General features: G+C 69.4%; 13 protein-coding genes. 8 read left to right on the top strand and 5 right to left on the bottom strand.

Annotation, left to right across the window (positions count from 1 at the left end; all coding sequences use genetic code 11):
* Window positions 1-152 precede the first annotated feature (152 nt).
* Window positions 153-1,700 (top strand): sensor histidine kinase, encoded by a 1,548-nt coding sequence (locus tag Raf01_RS28070; RefSeq protein ID WP_239133976.1) that lies wholly within the window; start codon window positions 153-155, stop codon window positions 1,698-1,700.
* A 46-nt stretch (window positions 1,701-1,746) separates the two neighbouring features.
* On the opposite strand, the gene Raf01_RS28075 is transcribed toward Raf01_RS28070, so the two are convergent.
* The gene (locus Raf01_RS28075; RefSeq protein ID WP_203921033.1) at window positions 1,747-3,012 is read right to left on the bottom strand and encodes a M48 family metallopeptidase; all 1,266 of its coding nucleotides are present in this window, start codon (window positions 3,010-3,012) and stop codon (window positions 1,747-1,749) included.
* Window positions 3,013-3,119: 107 nt separating this feature from the next.
* Between Raf01_RS28075 and Raf01_RS28080 the strand changes: the two genes are divergently transcribed.
* Window positions 3,120-3,425: a YciI family protein gene (locus Raf01_RS28080; protein ID WP_203921034.1), complete on the top strand. Its 306-nt coding sequence runs from the start codon at window positions 3,120-3,122 to the stop codon at window positions 3,423-3,425.
* 266 nt (window positions 3,426-3,691) lie between these two features.
* Window positions 3,692-5,038 carry a glycosyltransferase 87 family protein gene (locus Raf01_RS28085; RefSeq protein ID WP_203921035.1) on the top strand — a complete coding sequence of 449 codons (1,347 nt, stop codon included), beginning with the start codon at window positions 3,692-3,694 and terminating at the stop codon, window positions 5,036-5,038.
* On the opposite strand, the gene Raf01_RS28090 is transcribed toward Raf01_RS28085, so the two are convergent.
* Window positions 5,031-5,414, bottom strand: a complete 384-nt coding sequence (locus tag Raf01_RS28090) for a VOC family protein (protein WP_203921036.1) — start codon at window positions 5,412-5,414, stop codon at window positions 5,031-5,033. The genes Raf01_RS28085 and Raf01_RS28090 overlap by 8 nt on opposite strands.
* Before the next feature lie 376 nt (window positions 5,415-5,790).
* Here Raf01_RS28090 and Raf01_RS28095 point away from each other — a divergent pair, with 376 nt between their 5' ends.
* The 3 genes from Raf01_RS28095 to Raf01_RS28105 all read left to right on the top strand — a co-directional run bounded on the left by Raf01_RS28095 (window position 5,791) and on the right by Raf01_RS28105 (window position 9,732).
* The gene (locus Raf01_RS28095) at window positions 5,791-7,890 is read left to right on the top strand and encodes a glycoside hydrolase family 65 protein (protein WP_203921037.1); all 2,100 of its coding nucleotides are present in this window, start codon (window positions 5,791-5,793) and stop codon (window positions 7,888-7,890) included.
* Window positions 7,891-7,964: 74 nt separating this feature from the next.
* Window positions 7,965-8,915 carry a D-2-hydroxyacid dehydrogenase family protein gene (locus Raf01_RS28100; RefSeq protein ID WP_203921038.1) on the top strand — a complete coding sequence of 317 codons (951 nt, stop codon included), beginning with the start codon at window positions 7,965-7,967 and terminating at the stop codon, window positions 8,913-8,915.
* A gap of 121 nt (window positions 8,916-9,036) precedes the next feature.
* On the top strand, window positions 9,037-9,732 hold the full coding sequence (locus tag Raf01_RS28105) for an AMIN-like domain-containing (lipo)protein (RefSeq protein WP_203921039.1): 696 nt from the start codon (window positions 9,037-9,039) through the stop codon (window positions 9,730-9,732).
* Between the two features lie 118 nt (window positions 9,733-9,850).
* On the opposite strand, the gene Raf01_RS28110 is transcribed toward Raf01_RS28105, so the two are convergent.
* The 3 genes from Raf01_RS28110 to Raf01_RS28120 all read right to left on the bottom strand — a co-directional run bounded on the left by Raf01_RS28110 (window position 9,851) and on the right by Raf01_RS28120 (window position 13,394).
* Window positions 9,851-11,230 (bottom strand): M14 family zinc carboxypeptidase, encoded by a 1,380-nt coding sequence (locus tag Raf01_RS28110; RefSeq protein ID WP_203921040.1) that lies wholly within the window; start codon window positions 11,228-11,230, stop codon window positions 9,851-9,853.
* 150 nt (window positions 11,231-11,380) lie between these two features.
* Window positions 11,381-12,412, bottom strand: coding sequence for an ABC transporter ATP-binding protein (locus tag Raf01_RS28115; protein ID WP_203921041.1), 1,032 nt, complete (start codon window positions 12,410-12,412; stop codon window positions 11,381-11,383).
* Complete coding sequence (locus Raf01_RS28120; protein ID WP_203921042.1) at window positions 12,393-13,394, bottom strand: ABC transporter ATP-binding protein; 1,002 nt, start codon at window positions 13,392-13,394, stop codon at window positions 12,393-12,395. Before Raf01_RS28120 ends, Raf01_RS28115 begins: the two co-directional genes overlap by 20 nt.
* 263 nt (window positions 13,395-13,657) lie before the next feature.
* Here Raf01_RS28120 and Raf01_RS28125 point away from each other — a divergent pair, with 263 nt between their 5' ends.
* Together Raf01_RS28125 and Raf01_RS28130 are read left to right on the top strand one after the other, a co-directional pair.
* Window positions 13,658-14,866, top strand: coding sequence for a dipeptidase (locus Raf01_RS28125; RefSeq protein ID WP_203921043.1), 1,209 nt, complete (start codon window positions 13,658-13,660; stop codon window positions 14,864-14,866).
* Window positions 14,866-16,449 (top strand): ABC transporter substrate-binding protein, encoded by a 1,584-nt coding sequence (locus tag Raf01_RS28130; RefSeq protein ID WP_203921044.1) that lies wholly within the window; start codon window positions 14,866-14,868, stop codon window positions 16,447-16,449. The genes Raf01_RS28125 and Raf01_RS28130 overlap by 1 nt, the downstream gene beginning before the upstream one ends.
* Window positions 16,450-16,453 lie beyond the last annotated feature (4 nt).

The following is a 16,453-nucleotide window of genomic DNA, read 5'->3' on the forward strand; positions in this document are numbered from 1 at the left end:
GTGACCTGGGCATCGACCGTCGTCATGGTCCGCAAGACTCTCAGCGTCTTTTCAGCCGGTACCTCGGAGCATCACAGGTTTGTGCTTCATCCTGACCCCCGCTGGTGCGGTGGCCCAGCCAGCCATGGGGGGCACGAATGAACCGGTTCTCGTTGCGCATCAGACTCGTGGTGGCCGTCGTCGCGCTGGTCGGGTGTGCCCTGGCCATCGTCGGCGTGGCCACCGTCACCGCCGTGCGTCGCTACCTCACCGATCGGGTGGATGCCCAACTCCAGATACTCGGCAACTCGTTCGAGCGGCAGATGGCCGTGGGAAACCATGGCCTCTCGTTCAGTCCGCTGGAGGTCGCCCCGAACAAGATGAACGTACCCACCCCGTACCTGCTGGAGTCGCTACTGCCGGACGGCAGCCTGTACGACAGCTACCCGCAGCCGCTGCCTGCCAGCATGCCGCTGCTGCGGAACGCGGACCTGCGCCGGACCGGACCGTTCACGGTGTCCTCGACCGCCCCCGGCGGCCCACACTGGCGGGTCCTCGTCGTGACCGGGCCGCAGGGGCAACAGGTCGTCGTCGCGAGCAACCTGACCGATCCGGACCGGGTCGCCGGGGAGTTGCTGCTGCTCACCGTCCTGGTCGAGGTCGGCGCGCTGGCCGCGGTCACCGTGCTGGGGATCTGGCTAGTACGGCTGAGCCTCCGGCCGCTACGGGAGATCGAGGCCGCTACCGTCTCCATCTCCACGGGGGACATGTCCCAGCGGGTACCGGACTGGGATCCGCGTACCGAGGTCGGCAGGCTCGGCCGGTCCTTCAACACGATGATCGAGCGCATCCAGCAGGCATTCGCCGCTCAGGCGGCGTCCGAGGCCGCGGCGCACGTGTCCGAGGCCCGCGCCCGGCGCTCTGAGGACAAGATGCGCCAGTTCGTCGCCGACGCCTCGCATGAGCTGCGTACCCCGCTGACCACCATCCGCGGCTTCGCCGAGCTGTACCGCCAGGCCAGCGGCGCGTCGCGGGACCCCGTACCGCCGCAGCGCACAGCGTCGCACCGCACGGCACCGCACCGCACCGCGTCGCAGAGCACCGCGTCGCACAGCACCGTGGAGCCGCAGCGCGCCGCCGAGCTCATGCGCCGCATCGAGGACGAGGCCGCCCGGATGGGCCTGCTGGTCGAGGATCTGCTTCTGCTCGCTCGCCTCGACGAGCAGCGTCCGCTGGCGACCGAACCGGTGGACCTGATCGTGCTGGTCAATGACGCGCTGGAGGCCACCCGTGCGATGGCCCCGGCCCGGTCGATCGCCATGGAACTGTCGACCGGTGGTCCGCTGATGGTGAATGGCGACGAATCGCGACTGCGTCAGGTGCTCACCAACTTGATCGGCAACGCGCTGAAATACACCCCGGACGACGCGAGCCTGACCGTCCGCCTGCTTCGCCGGCCTGAGTACGCGGCGATCGAGGTCGCCGACACCGGACCGGGCCTCGCCCCGGAGCAGGCCCAGCGGGTCTTCGAGCGGTTCTATCGCGTCGACCCGTCCCGTAACCGGCACGATGGGCCACCCGGTACGGGTCTCGGCCTGGCGATCGTCGCCGCGATCGTGGCCGCGCATGCCGGCATGGTCGAGGTGGACAGCACACCGGGCGAGGGTGCGACGTTCCGCGTGCTGCTGCCTCTGCCGGCCGGCAGCGCTCCGCTGGACTGAGGCGGGCCGCGCTGGATTGAGACGGGCCGCTGAACTGAGACGGACGTCAACCCGCGGCGAGGTGACGGCGGGCCGAGCCGTACGCCGCCGCCAACTCGTCGTCGATCCGTGCGCAGTCCGCCGCGCTGAGCGTCACCGTGGCAGCCTGGGGCGGGCGCGACTCGATCATCCGGGCCCGTAGCCCGGTCGGCGGATGGGTGGCCGACATCGACACCTCGTCGCGGATCGACAGTTGTCGCATCCCGGGAAGCCGGGCCGCCGTGCCGCTCCGGGTCTCGTTCGCCGACCCGAGCCAGCCGGTGACCGGCTCGCCGCGCCGGGCCTGCCGGCGTACCAACGGGTACAGCGTCTCCCGGAGGACCAGTGTGTCGGCCAGCCCGGCAGCCGCGTCGCTGCCCGCGGCCCGGGCGGCCAGCTCGTCGGACAGGTACTCGGCGCGCTGCGCGTCGCGCAGACACACCCGGACGAGTACGAAGTGTCCACAGAGGACGATCCGGCGCAGGGTACCGAGTGTGGCCCGGCCGACCGCCGCGGCGACCCGGCCGGCCGCACCGGCGCCCCGTACCGCCGGCAACCGCAGCAGGTCGGCGAGCGCACCCAGCGTGGTCAGCGGGATGTGCGTCAGTGGGCCGCGCCGGGCGTCGCCGTTCACGAAGTGACCGAGTTCGTGCGCCAGCAGGGCGACCCGTTGCTGTGGCGGCAGTATCGCCCACATCGCCACGCCGATCGTCAACGACCGGCGGCGGCGCAATCCGGCGGCACGGGCCGAGGCATTGAACCACGGGTCAACGCACACGACGTGCGGCTCCGGCGCGCCGATCGCGGAGGCGACCCGGTCGATGAGGCCGAACAGAGTGGGTGCCTGGCCGCGCTCGATCCTGCCGTACCGGTCGTCGGGCCGGCCCAGCTTGGGCCAGAGCGCCAGCGCGAGCAGGATGAGCAGCACGCCGGGGACGATCCGCCAGCCGGGAAACCGGTTCGCGATGAGGTACGCGCCGAGACCCAGCAGGCCGACCACCACGGCGAACAGGAGCAGGGCCGCGGCGAGGAGGCAGAGCCGGGCGCCGCTGGCGGCTCGGCGGTCGATCGACCGGCCCGCCAGCGCCGCGTACTGGGCGACGGTCAACCGGTACGCGGCGCGGAACAGCATCCGGTCCAGCCACGGCCAGCCGGCCTCGGCCTTGCGCCGGTGAGGCTCGTACCGGTCCAGGCCCCACTCGCACCCCGGGCACCACGACGCCGCACGACGGACCCGGGTCAGCTCACGGCCGCAGCGGGGGCATCCGCCGTCGCCCTCGGCGCCTGGGCTCACAGCGGAAAATTCTTCCGCACCGACCACCCATCGCCGGCCGGTTCCGGCTATTAGCGCCAGTTCGGCGCTGGCGGCAGAGGAGTGGGCCGCGGGTAGCATGATCCGCCATGCACTTTCTCGTTGTCGCATACGATCACCCCGGCCCGGAGGGGCAGCGGCGGCGCGCGGCGGCCCGCGAACGGCACCTCGCCCAGGCGGCGACGAACAGCGACGTACGCGCCGTGTTCGGCACCGCGATCCTCGACGATGGCGGGGAGATGATCGGGTCGATGCTCGTGATGGAGGCCGCCGATCGCTCGGTGCTGGACGGATGGCTGCGCGTGGAGCCGTACGTCGTGGACGACGTGTGGCGCGAGGTCAGCGTGCATCGGTGCCAGATCGGGCCGTCGTTCCTGAAGGACGCCTCCGCCTGAGGATCCCTCCGCCTGAGGGGATCCCTCTGCGTCAGCTCGCTCTGCCTGAGGTCGCTGTGCCTCGTCGAGGGAGAGCCGACAGGGTCGTTCCGCGACGCTTTGCTCTGCTTACTCATACGCAACATTGATCGCGATTTCCGTTGCGTATAGGTAAGCAGAGCAAAGGAAACGGCAGAGAGAATGCCGGCGCCGCGAGAAGTCGAGGCGCCATCCGGAATCCACGCTTTCGCCGGTACTGAACCGGAACGTGGGTTAGCTTCGCTTTAGTGAGCCGTGACCGGGAAGCGACGTCCTCAACGCTGATCGCGTTGGGGCTGTTCGCCGGCTCCGCCGCGCTGCTGACCTACGGGCTGTTGCACCTGCACTCTCCCGGATACCTGTACGACAGCGACGTGTACCGGCACATGGGCGGCGAGCGGGTCCTGCGGCACATGCCCCTGTACGGCGACGCCGATCCCTCCGGCCTGTCCGGGCTGTTCACCTACCCGCCGTTCGCGGCGCTGCTGTTCACCGCGATCGTCCGGGTGCCGGCCCCGGTCTACGCGCTGGCTTTCCCGGCCGCCTGCGCGGCCGCTCTGCTGGCGAGCGTCTGGCTGTCCCTGCGCCTGGTCGGCCGAACGACCGCGCTCCGCGGCGCCGGCTGGGCTCGGGGCGTCGCCGAAGCCCTGGTACTCGCCGCGATCCTGCTGTGGATCCAGCCGGTGCGGTGGACGATGTTTCTCGGGCAGATCAACCTGTTCCTGCTGGCCATGGTGCTGGCGGATTTCGCCGCGCCGCGTCGCCGGTGGTACCGGGGGATCGCGATCGGGCTGGCCGCCGGCGTCAAGCTCACCCCGGCGCTGTTCATCGTCCATCTGCTGGTGACCCGCCAGTTCCGCGCCGCGGTCACGGCGGTGGTGACATTTCTGGGTACCGTCGGTGTCGCGCTCGCCGTCCTGCCACGCGACTCGGTCGTCTTCTGGCGGCGGGCGGTGTTCGACACCCACCGGGTCGGTCCGCAGAGCTACCACGACAACCAGTCCCTGGCGGGCATGCTGACCCGCAACCTGAATCTCACCGAACTTCCGACGGCCACCGGGCTCGCGGTCTCGGCCGGGGTGGCCGCCGCCGGCCTCGGCGTCGCGTGGTTCGCGGACAAGCGGAGGCACGTTCTCGCCGGGGTGTGTGCCGTCGGGGTGACCGGTCTGCTCGTGTCCCCGATCAGCTGGTCGCATCACTGGGTGTGGTTCGTACCGGTCTTCGTGCTGGCCTGGGCCACGGCCCTGCGGCTGCGCCCCGGCAATCTCCCGGCGGTGCTGTCGCGCCGGCGGTGGGTGTTCTCACGCTGGCGGTCGGCCCTGGTTCTGGCCGGTGTCGGGACCGGCTGGTTCCTGCTCAGCCCGCCGGGCTTCCACCACCTGACCGATCGCGATCCGCACCTGCCCCGGTGGGTGCTCCACCAAGCCTGGTACCAGGCGCTGTCCCGGGACATCGACGTGTGGCTGGGCATCGCCGCGCTCGCCGCGATCGCGGTCGTCGCGGTACACGGATCCGCGCCCGTTCCGCAGCCGACACCCGACGCGGGAAGCACAGGAAGCGCGGAGAGTCTCGGGTCAGGTGAGCGGGTCAGGTGAGCTTCTGCCGCAGTTCGATGAGGTTGCCCGCAGGGTCGCGCAGTCGGGCGATCCGGACGCCGAGCGGCACGATGTCGGTGGGTTCGTCGACCACCTCGGCTCCCCACTCGCGCAGGGCGCTCAGCTTGTCGTGCACGTTCGTGGTGTCGAAGATCAACGTCGTGTGGTCGGCGGGCCGACCCTGCGCGGCGTCCTGCCGGTCCTCGCGGTGTGAGACGAGTTCGACGCCGGTGCCTTCGCTGTCCACGAACAGTGCGAATTCTTCGTCCTCACGGCCCGCGCGGGATGTCAGGCCCATCGCGTCCCGGTAGAACCGGAACGGGCGACCGGGCTCGTTGACCCGTAGTCGTATGCCGTACAGCTTGAGATCAACCACGCTACCGTCCGTCCTGCCCGAAACGTCCCAAGTTTAGCCGCCCGCCGCCGCGGTTGTGGGGCGCAGCCGGATACCACCGTGGTTTCGGACTCTCCAACCGTCGGCTGACGCGGACGGAACCTCCGGACCGTATTTTCAGCACGCCAGCATAGACAGCTCGTCCCGCACCTTCGGCAACACACCTTAGGTCCCGTCCTGCCGATCGTTCGCCACCATCGGCAGGACGCATACTGGCCCGGGCATCCCCCCGCATCCCGGGCCACAGCCTCCGGCCCTCCGGCCACACGACGAAACCGGAGGGCCGGAGTGCGTTCCCAGGTTTGCCCGGCAGGGATCGGGGTAGGAGCGTGGTCCAAACCGATGGGGGGATGATCCCGTGGCCGGGCCGATCAGTCCGCGTCCGGTACACCAATGGCAGCCGGACTACCTGCCCGCGTACCTGTCCAACGGCCTGATCGGGTTGCGCGTCGGCCATATCCCACTGCTCTACGGCATCGCCATGCTCAGCGGTTTCGAGGGACTGGACCCCGCCACGTTGGTCGAGTCGTTCGCGCCCGTCCCCTACCCGCTCGGCGGGGACATCCGGATCGGCCGCGCGGCGCTGTCCGATCCCGGGCGGGCGAAGCTGCGGGAGCAGCGCTACGACTTCTCGTGCGGCGAACTGATCACCATCGTTGACTTCGAGACCGACGAAGCCCGAGCCGAGATCGAAATCCTCACTCTGTGCAGCCGCACACAGCCGACCATCGTGCTGCAGGAGGTGAAGCTGCGCGTCGACCGCGACACCGAGCTGTCGATGTCGACGAGTGTGGACGCACGTAACACTCCCGGCTCGTGGACGCATGACGAACCGGGCAGCCTGGAGAGCCGGTCGGACTGGCCGGAGGGGCCCTTCCGTTGGCGCAGCCTCGGTGAACTCAGTGCATGCGGCATCACTTTCGCGACCGAACTGCTGGGCATGGACCGGTTCGAGCGATCCTTCGATCACCGGTCGGGCGAGTTGCTGACCACGAACTACGCGTTCTACGCCAAGGCCGGCCAGGAGTACCGGCTGCGCCAGGTGGTCAGCCTCGTCCCGCAGTCCCTGCACTCCCAGCCACACATGCAGGCGGCAAGGCTGGTGGACGAGGCCCGCTGGCGCGGGTTCGACAACCTGCGGCAGGACAACCGTGTCGCGTGGGAGCGGCTCTGGCGGGGGCGGATCGTGCTGGAGGGGGCGTCGACCCGGTGGCAGGCGTTCGTCGACGCGGCGTTCTACTACCTGCAGGCGTCGGTACACGCGTCCTCGCCGAGCGCCACGTCGGTGTTCGGCTTGTCGTACTGGCCGAACTACCACTACTACCGCGGTCACCTCATGTGGGACCTGGAAACCTTCGCCGTACCGCCGCTGCTGCTCACTCAGCCGGCGGCCGCACAGGGAATGCTCCGCTACCGCAGTTCCCGGCTGGACGCGGCGAACTCCAACGCGACACTGACCGGCTACCACGGCGCCCAGTTCCCCTGGGAGAGCAGCTTGCGGATGGGACACGAGGCCGCACCGCTGGGGGCGCGGGGTCCGGCCACCGAACACCACGTGAGCATGGATGTCGCCATCGCGTTCGCCCGGTACGTGCACGCGACCGGCGACAAGACGTTCGCACGCAACGAGGCGTGGCCGTTGCTGTCCGGTGTGGCTGACTGGATCGAGAGCCGGGTCGAGCGCACCGACCGGGGGTACGAGATCCGCGGCGTGATCGGCATCGCGGAGACCGGCACGACGGTGGACAACAGCGTGTTCACCAACATGGCCGCGGTCGTGGCGCTGCGAGAGACCACCGCGATCGCGCGAGATCTGCAACTGCCATACCGGCGGTGCTGGGAGAGCATCGCCGACGGGATGGTCATCCCGAAGGACCAGAGACAGGGCATCATCGTCAACCACGACCAGTACCGGCCGGACGAGGAGCAGGGAGCGACCCCGGAGGCGGCGGCCGGCATGTTCCCGGCCGGATACCAGGTGGGCCCCGAACTGGAGCGCCAGACGCTGAAGTACTACGTCTCGATGGCCGACGAGTACGCGGGCCAGCCGATGCTCTCCGCGATGCTCGGCGTGTACGCGGCCCGGCTCGGCGATCGGGCGCGCTCGCTCGACCTGTTTGAGAAGGGGTACGGGGAGTTCATCGTCGACCCGTACACGATCACCCTGGAGTACAGCCCGAGCGCCTACCCCGACCACCCGCGCGCCGGCCCGTTCACCGCCAACCTGGGCGGTTTCCTGACCAGTTGCCTGTACGGCCTGACCGGCATGCAGCTCAGCTCGGGCGACCCGTCGACCTGGTTCCGGCGCAAGGTGATCCTGCCGAAGGGGTGGGACGCGATCCACTCGGACAGCGTCTGGGTCCGGGGCCGCCCGGTCTCCCTGCACGCCGGGCACGGCGACGACCGTGGTCAGTTCGGCGAGGGCAGCGGCGAGACGGACACCGCCGCCGCCTGGTGACCGCGGCGAGCCTGCCGCGGCGACCATGACATGATCCCGGTGACCGCGTCGAGCGCTCCGGGAGGCGGGTTATCGTGACGGTTCGGGTCGCTGTGCTGGATGACTACCAGGACGTGTCGCGCACGTTCGCCGACTGGGGCAGCCTCGGCGACCAGGCTGAGTTGACCGTCTTCACCGATCACGTCGATGACACCGCGGTACTGGTCGAGCGGCTGGCCGGGTTCGACGTGGTGGTCGCGATGCGGGAACGCACCCCGTTTCCGGCCGTTGTGCTCGATCGCCTGCCCCGGCTCCGGCTGCTGATCACGACCGGCATGGCGAACGCCGCCATCGACCTGGCCGCGGCCGAGCGGCGCGGCGTCACGGTCTGCGGCACGTCCAGCCTGCCAACCGGTACCGCCGAGTTGACCTGGGGCCTGATTCTGGCGCTGCTGCGCCACATCCCCGACGAGTCGAGGCGGGTCCAGTCCGGAGGCTGGCAGGCCACCGTCGGGCGCGACCTGAGCGGCAGCACGCTCGGCGTGATCGGCCTGGGCCGGATGGGTGTCCAGGTGGCGAAGGTCGGGCAGGCGTTCGGCATGGACGTGGTCGCCTGGAGCCAGAACCTGCGGCCGGAGCAGGCCGCGGCGATGGGCGCCCGCGCGGTGACCCGGGACGAGCTGCTGTCCGGGTCGGACGTGGTGACGATCCACCTCAAGCTGAGTGAGCGTACCCGTGGGCTGATCGGCGAGGCCGAGCTGCGGTCGATGCGTCCGGACGCGTACCTGATCAACACGTCGCGCGGGCCGATCGTCGACGAGGCCGCTCTGCTCACCGCGCTGCGCGAAGGCTGGATCGCCGGGGCGGGGCTGGACGTCTTCGACGCCGAGCCGCTACCCGCCGACCACCCGCTGCGTACCGCGCCGAACACGGTGCTGACACCGCACCTCGGGTACGTCACCCGGGGGACCTACCAGAGGTTCTTCGGCGAGGCGGTCGAGGACATCGCCGCGTTCCTCAAGGGGCAGCCGGTCCGCGTGCTGTGAGCGTGCCGGAAGCGGTCCGCGGGTAAACCGATCGGCCGCGACAGACGTGGTACGGGCACGGCCGGATCGGCCGCCGGAGGTCGCCTGGACGACTTCCGCCCGTACCACGAAGGAAACCCTCATGCGTACCATCCTCCGCCGCACCACCGTACTGGCCGCCCTGGCGCTCGCCGGCGGGATCGCCACGATCACCGTGCCGTCGTGCACCTCCACAGCGTCTCCCGGGCCGGCGGCGTCCGGCCCGCCGGCAACGTCCGCTCCGTCGGCAACGTCCACAGTGGCCGCCGCGTCCACAGTGGTCCCTTCCACAGTGATCCCGTCTACGGCGATCCCGTCCACAGTGGTCCCGTCCACAGTGGCCAGTGATCTCCCGGCACCGGCCGGGACCGCTCCGGTCACCGGTACCGCGACCGCCGACCCCTGGGGCCCGACGCCTCCCGTGCTGACCGGTGTGCGTACCGGCCGGCACGCCAACTTCGACCGCACCGTCTTCGACTTCACCGGCGGTACGCCGGGCTTCCGGGTCGAGTACGGCGACCTGCGCCAGGAGGGCACCGGCGCACTCGTGCCGCTGGCCGGCGCGGCGCACCTGCACGTGGAGTTCACCGGTGCCTACACCCGCGATCCGCGTACCGGCGCCGGCCGTTTCGACCTGCATACCGTGGCCAACCCCGCCCTGCCGACGCTGCGCCAGGTCAGGTTCGGCGGCGAGTTCGAGGCGCACATCGCGGCCGGACTCGGGTTGACGCACCGGGCGGGGTTCCGGGCGTTCGCGCTCAGCAACCCGCCGCGCGTCGTGGTCGACGTGGCCCACTGAAACGGTGCGGCGGGCCGCCCGGACGCGGTGCGCCCGGACGGCCCGCCGAATCAGGCGGGCTCAGGCTGTGCTGCGTGGGCCTGTGCTCGCCTCCGCCAAAGACCGGCTCCGGCGGCGCTCAGGCGTAAGGCGCCTTCGCGATCCCCGCCACATACATCAGTGCGCCGAGGTTCTTGCTGTACTGGCCGGCGGTGCACGAGTACGCCGGCGTGAAGCTGCCGCAGCTGTCCACCTCGATGGTGAAGCTGGCGATGCCCAACTCGCCGTACGCCCAGTCGTCGCTGGTACCCGACGCGTTGTAGAGGATCTCGCCGGGCTGCCCGTACGGGTAGTGGTTGTAGGTGCTCATCTTCGCCGCGATGGCGCGCAGCTTGGCGTCGTTGCCGGTGTGGGTGTTGCTCCAGCCCCACGGGAACAGGTTCATCCCGGCGTCCGAGTGCATCGTGATCATCGCACCCCGGGTGGTGGCCGGCGCCGCCGTGCTGTCGCCGGTACCGCGCTGGTCGGCAAACAGTTCACGGAACAGGGCCTCGATCGCCGTGGTCTCCGGCTCGCTGTTGGCACTGGCGCCCGGGTACTGCTGACCGCACGTGCTGGTGTCGATGCCGGTGGTGTGCCAGTGCGTCGAGGTGTTGCGGTTGAGGTCGACGCCGAGCTGGTTGCTGGCCGTCGGCGGGTTCGAGCAGCCGCTGCCGTGCTCGTTCTTGCGCTGCAGGTACGGGCGGTTGCCGCCCAGTTGAACCTCGGCGACGCCGTCCGGGTTCACCACCGGGATCACCCAGACCTCGGTGCTGTTCAGCAGCGTCGAGACCGAGGAGTCGGTGGCGTAGTCGTTCGCCAGGTGATCGATGAAGCGCCAGGAGATGTCACCGGTCACGATCTCGCGAGCGTGGATCTGCGTCATCAGCAGGAAGCGCGGCTTGGGGGCGTTCGGCGTGAGCGCGCAGTCGCCGGCCTGCTTGTGGGTCAGGCAGATGGCCTTGAGGTCGTAGCCGGCCGACGAGTTGCGGGTCTTGAGGTACGAGTTGCCGTAGTCGACCACCGTCGCCAGGTCCGGGTGGTTGGCCGCGATCAGGTCGAGGTGGGCGTACTGGGCGTTGAGTGTGTGGTACCCGCCGTCGTAGGTCTCGTCGACCGCCGCCGCGGGCGCCACCGCGAACGGTGAGCTCTGGCTCTTCGGTGTGGCCCAGTTCGCCGGTGCCAGCGCCTGGGTCGAGGACGGCGCGAAGCCGGCCGCCCGGAGCGTGGCGGCACTGCCGGCGTCGCCGAGCACGAACAGGTCCGCTCCGCTGCGCCGTTCCAGCACGTCGAATCCGCTGGAGATCAGGCGCTGCGCGGCGGCCTCGGTCGGCGCCGGTACGCGGTAGATGTACAGCTGCTGCGAGGTTGCGCTCGCCCGCGGTGATGGATCCGCCGTGGCGGCCGGCGCGCTCAGTGCGAGCGCGGCGGCGACCGCGACCAGGACACAGCCCACCTTGCGGGTCCGGGGTAGACGCATCGGGGACCTCCCGTCGACTCGTAGCCGGCCGTGCGGCCTGTTGGCCGCGACAGCCACGAAGACATCGGGATTCCCGAATGTCCTCGGATCGGCTCACTGTACGGGACGCCACCGAATACATCTAGAGACGTCGATGTGGCTAACCCGTCTTCAGGCGGCTTCGGCGCGCTCCCGGGCGTCGGCCAGAGACTCGTCGGCGAAGTGGCAGGCCGCCACCCGGTTCGCGTCGCCGCCGATCGCGAGCAGCTGTGGCTGCTCCCGGCCGCAGAGGTCCTTCGACAGCCGGCAGCGGGTGTGGAAGCGGCAGCCGGCCGGCGGATCCGTCGGGCTGGGCGGGTCGCCGGCCAGCGGGATGCGGTTGGCCATCCGGCCCCGGTTCGCCCGGTCCACCACCGGCGACGCGGACAGCAGCGCCTGGGTGTACGGGTGGGCCGGCTGGTCGTACACCGTGTCGGTCTCACCGACCTCGGCGAGCCGGCCCAGGTACATCACCGCCGTACGGTCCGCGACGTGCCGTACCACCGACAGGTCGTGGGCGATGAACACCATCGCGATGTTCATCCGCTTCTGCAGGTCGCGCAGCAGGTTCACGACCTGGGCCTGAACCGACACGTCCAGCGCGGACACCGGCTCGTCGCAGACCAGCACCTCCGGCTCCAGGGCGAGCGCGCGGGCGATGCCGATGCGCTGGCGCTGGCCGCCGGAGAACTGGTGCGGGTACCGGTTCATCAGTTCCGGAGCGAGGCCGACCAGAGCGAGCAGCTCGGCGACCCGATCCCGGCGGGCTGCCGCGTTCGGCATGAGCCGGTGCACGACCAGCGGTTCGCCGATGAGTTCGAGCACGGTCATCCGCGGGTCGAGCGAGGTGTACGGGTCCTGGAAGACCATCTGCACGCGCCTGCGCAGCTCCCTGAGGTCGCCGCCCCGGGCGTGCGCGATGTCCCGGCCGTGCACCATGATCGTTCCCGTGTCCGGCCGGTCCAGACCGACGAGCATGCGGGCCAGCGTGGTCTTGCCGCAGCCGGACTCGCCGACGATGCCCAGGGACTCGCCGGCGGCAAGGGTCAGGTTGATCCCGTCGACAGCGCTGACCCGGGTCCGGCCGGCCTGGCCGCGCCCGCCGCGGAAGGTCTTGTGCAGGTTCTGGGCGTCGAGAACCACGTCACCCGGTGACGGCTGCATCGAGCACCTCCTCGGTTCGGTGGCAGGCCGCGGCACGGCCGCCGGCCAGCAGGGTCAGCAGGGGACGGGTGGTCTTGCATTCGTCGACGGCCCACGTGCACCGGGGGTGGAACGGGCAGCCGGAGGGCTGGTTGGCCGGACTGGGTGGGCTGCCGGGGATGGCGTACAGCTCCTGGCCCCGGGTGTCGGCCTGGGGTACGGAGCGCAGGAGCGCCTGCGTGTACGGGTGCCCGGGCCGGCTCAGCAGGTCGTCGGCGGTACCCGACTCGACGATCCGGCCGGCGTACATGACCAGGATCCGGTCCGCCACCTCGGACACCACGCCGAGGTCGTGCGTGATGAGCAGGACGGCCATGTTGAGTTCGCGACGCAGCGAGTCGAGCAGTTCCAGGATCTGCGCCTGCACGGTGACGTCCAGGGCGGTGGTCGGCTCGTCCGCGATGATGAGTTCCGGGCGCAGCGCGATGGCCATGGCGATGAGGATGCGCTGGCGCATGCCGCCGGAGAACTGGTGCGGGTAGTCGTTCACACGCCGGGTGGGCGCCGGGATGCCGACCTGGCCGAGCAGATTGACCGCTTCGGCGCGGGCCTGCCGGCGCGACATGCCGCGGTGCGTCCGGAACAGCTCGCCGATCTGGTCGCCGATGGACAGCACCGGGTTGAGCGCGGAGAGGGCGTCCTGGAACACCAGGCTCATCCGGGCGCCGCGCAGCTTGCGGTGTTCGCTTTCCGGCAGGGCGAGCAGATCGGTGTCGCCGAGCCGGATCTGCTCGGCGGTCACCGACGCGTTGCCGGTGGACAGGCCCATCACCGCGCGGGCGGTGACCGACTTGCCGGAACCGGATTCGCCGAGCAGCGCGACCAGTTCTCCGGGTGCCACGTCGAGGTCGACGTCGACCACGGCCGGTACCGGACCCTGGCGGGTGCCGAAGGTTACCGAGAGGCCGCGCACGTTGAGCGCCGGTGACGGCGAGTGATCCACGACATTTCCTCCATGTTACGCAAAAGGACTTCTACGCCTAGAGTTCGCGCTTTCGTCGTCCGTCGCGCCTGTTCCTCGTTCAGATATTGACTTCCACGCCGGATTATTGCAACCCTTGCATTCGTCGCGCCGACGTGACGCGACGATGGCGCCCCGGCACTCCCGGTGACCGGAGGCGCCCAGCGTGACTGCTGGCCCCCGGACGATGCCGTCCGGAGCGCCATGGGCCGCGGTGTCGCGGCACGAAGAAAGGGGATATTCCAATGCTCGAACCGGCAAAGCGGTACACGGGCTACACGGCCTACGACTACCTGGAGTCAGGAAAAGACTTCAAGGAGTTCAAGTACGCGAAGCAGCTCGGCCGGGTACCCGAGTATCAGGGGCTGGAACTCTCCGACAGCCAGCGCAGCCGGGTCGTCAAGCTCCTGACCGACGAGATCGTGATCTCTCTGCACGACCACGTCCAGGTGTTCCCCGAGGACATGGGCCGGCTCCGCGAGCACATCCGCCAGGGGCGCGAACCCACCGGGTACCAGGGCCTGTCCCGCTCCGGCATGACCGCGGTCTTCGACAACGGCATGGACGGCACCTGCTGCATCTCCAGCGACGCCGGCTGGAAGTACCAGGATGTGCTCTTCGACCTCGGCGTCCGGATGGCCGACCTGGCGCACCAGGACTTCGTCATCAAGGCCGAGACCGTCGCCGACATCCGGCACGCCCACGAGACCGGCCGGCTGGCGCACGTCTTCGCGCTGGAGGCGGCGACCCCCATCGAGAACGAGGTCGATCGGCTCGACGTGCTGTACGGCTTCGGCGTACGCCAGATCGGCATCGCCTACTCCGAGGCCAACTACCTCGGCAGCGGCCTCAAGGAGCGCGGCGACGGCGGGCTCACCTACTTCGGCGAGAAGGCCGTCGAGCGGATGAACAAGCTCGGCTTCGCCATCGACATCTCGCACTCCGGCGACCGCACCGCGCTGGACGTCATCAACTACTCCAAGAAGCCGGTCTTCATCACGCACTGCGGCTCGCGGGAGGTCTGGCCGACCAACCGGATGAAGCCCGACGCCCTCATCAAGGCGTGCGCGGACCGGGGTGGCGTGCTCGGCCTGGAGGCCGCGCCGCACACCACGCTCTCCAACGAGCACCCGAACCACAGCATCGAGTCGGTCATGGACCACTTCACGCACCTGGTCGACATCATCGGCATCGACCACATCGCGTTCGGTCCGGACACCCTGTTCGGGGACCACGTCGGCCTGCACGACGCGTTCGCCGGCAACCTGTCCATCTCTCAGGCACACGGTCACGTGGAGCACCCGAGGGTGGAGTACGTCGACGGCCTGGAGAACCCGGCCGAGTGTTTCTACAACATCATCGGATGGCTGGTCAGCCACGGCTACTCGGACGACGAGATCCGCAAGGTCGTCGGCGGCAACATCATCCGTGTCCTCGAGGAGGTTTGGGTCTAGTGCGTGCGCGCTTTCCCATCGCTGTGGTCGCCGCCGTCGCGGCGGCGGCCACGGTCGCCGCCTGTAGCCCCGCCCCGCCGAAGAGCGGAGCGGGCGGCTCCACCGGTGACGCCACTCTGACCATCGCGACCACGACCGACGTGGTCAACTTCAACCCGCTGATCGGTAACAGCCGTACCGACGACTGGATCACCGACCTGATGTACCCGCGTCTGCTGACCATCGACGCGGACGGCAACAAGAAGCCGTACCTGGCGAAGGACTTCGGGTACAGCAACCCGACCACCGGGTACTTCGACATCCGTGACGACATGAAGTGGAGCGACGGCCAGCCGGTCACCGCCAGCGACGTGGCGTACACCATCAACGCGATCCTCAAGGACAAGCCGGCCGGCAACACCACGTACGGGCAGATGTCCAATGTGGTCAACGCCACCGCGCCCAGTACGACCAAGGTCGAGATCCACCTGAGCCGCGCGGACTCGACCGTCGTGTCGGAGGTCGGGTTCTGGATGAACGTCGTGCCGCAGCACGTGTTCGAGCCGAACGGCAGCGTGGCCAAGTTCCCGAACAACAGCAACTGGGTCAGCGCCGGCCCGTACAAGCTGGTCAGCGCGGTCAAGGGGCAGAGCTACACGCTGGAGCGGGTCAGCCCATACCCGTTCGCTCCGAACAACACCCCGACGCTGCAGAAGGTCGTGTACCGGGTCTACCCGGACATCAACAGCGAGATCCTGGCGCTGAAGAACGGCGACGTGGACCTCATCGGCAACTCGCTTCCGCCGGCCCAGGTGAAGTCGCTGCAGAGCACCGCGGGCATCAAGGTGCAGGAGGCGCCGGGCCTCGGGTACGAGCACATGGCCTACAACATGAACCACCAGCCGCTGAACAAGCTCCAGGTCCGTCAGGCGCTGGCGCACGGGGTGGACTACAACGCCATCCGGTCCGTCGTGCTGCAGGGCCAGGCGGTGACCACCGGCTCCTCGCCGATCCCGCCGGTGCTCAAGGACTGGGTCGATCCTTCGCTGAAGGAGTACAACTACGACCCGAACCAGTCCAAGCAGCTGCTGGCACAGGCCGGGGTCTCCAACCTGAAGCTCAACCTCATCTACTCGCTGGCGGACCCGGTGTCCTCGCAGGCGGCGACCATCATCAAGGACGATGAGGCCAAGGCAGGGATCACCATCAACCTGCAGGGTCAGGAGCGCAACACCTACCTGGCCAACACGGCGTCGGGCAACTACGACATCTACCTCGGCAACTTCGCCATCATGGATGACCCGACGACGAACATGTCGCTGACCTACCTGCCCGGTGGCGCGATCAACTACGGCCTGGTCAACGACCCCGCGCTGAGCGGGCTCATCAAGCAGGCACAGGCGACCACCGACAAGGCCGCCCAGAAGCAGCTGATCACGCAGGCCGCGACGAGCGTCCACGACAACGTCTACGACAACGTGATGTACATGCAGAACCTGTACTTCGCTTACAGCAACAAGTGGACCGGGTTCACGGTCAAGCCCAGCGAGCTGCTCTCGCTGCTCGACCCGCAGTCGCTGGCCAACGTGAAGAAGACCGGCTGAGCGA

It is taken from the genome of Rugosimonospora africana (assembly GCF_016862975.1).
Lineage (GTDB): Bacteria > Actinomycetota > Actinomycetes > Mycobacteriales > Micromonosporaceae > Rugosimonospora > Rugosimonospora africana.